Annotated in this window: 1 protein-coding gene; it reads left to right on the top strand. The window is 68.8% G+C overall.

Going from position 1 to position 1,189, the window contains the following annotated elements; translation table 11 throughout:
* Positions 1-1,189: acyl-CoA carboxylase subunit beta (locus ACWEPG_RS28405; protein ID WP_452595858.1), on the top strand; the 1,189-nt coding region annotated here is incomplete at both ends.

Genomic DNA, 1,189 nt, shown 5'->3' with positions numbered 1-1,189 from the left:
TGACCAGCGTCCAGGAGTCCGCCGCCACCGCGGCGTCGAATGTCCCCGATATCCACACGACCGCGGGGAAGCTCGCGGATCTGCATCGCCGTCAGGCGGAGGCGACCTTCCCGACCGGTGAGGCCGCCGTGGAGAAGGTGCACGCGAAGGGCAAGCTGACCGCCCGCGAACGCATCGAGGCACTGCTCGACGAGGGCTCGTTCGTCGAGCTGGACGCGTTGGCGCGGCACCGGTCGACGAACTTCGGGCTCGGGGACAACCGACCGGCCGGCGACGGCGTGGTCACCGGCTACGGCACCGTCGACGGCCGCGACGTGTGCGTGTTCTCCCAGGACGCGACCGTCTTCGGTGGGTCCCTGGGCGAGATCTACGGCGAGAAGATCGTCAAGGTGATGGACCTCGCTTTGAAGACCGGTCGGCCGCTGATCGGGATCAACGAGGGCGCCGGCGCCCGCATCCAGGAGGGCGTGGTCTCCCTCGGCCTGTACGGGGAGATCTTCCACCGCAACGTCCAGGCGTCCGGGGTGATCCCGCAGATCTCGCTGATCATGGGCCCGGCCGCGGGCGGGCACGTGTACTCGCCGGCGCTGACGGACTTCGTGGTGATGGTCGACCAGACCTCCCAGATGTTCGTCACCGGCCCGGACGTGATCAAGACCGTCACCGGTGAGGACGTCACCATGGAGGACCTGGGCGGCGCGCACACCCACATGGCGAAGTCCGGGGTCGCGCACTACGTCGCCTCCGGCGAGCAGGACGCCCTCGACTACGTCAAGGACCTGCTCTCGTACCTGCCGTCGAACAACCAGGCCGCCGCGCCCCGGCTGGAGGCGACGGATCCGATCGTCGGGTCGATCGAGGAGTCGCTGACCCCGGAGGATCTGGACCTGGACACGATCATCCCCGACTCGGCGAATCAGCCGTACGACATGCACGAGGTGATCCGTCGCCTGCTCGACGACGACGAGTTCCTCGAGGTGCAGGCCGGTCGCGCGGCGAACATCATCGTCGGGTTCGGTCGGATCGACGGCCGCTCGGTGGGCATCGTGGCGAACCAGCCGACCCAGTTCGCGGGCTGCCTGGACATCGACGCCTCGGAGAAGGCCGCCCGGTTCGTGCGGACCTGCGACGCGTTCAACGTCCCGATCGTCACCCTCGTCGACGTGCCGGGCTTCCTGCCGGGCACCGA

Source organism: Rhodococcus sp. NPDC004095, from assembly GCF_053604015.1.
Note: the sequence above shows the minus strand (reverse complement) of the source record. Positions and strands in the feature narration are given on the sequence as shown.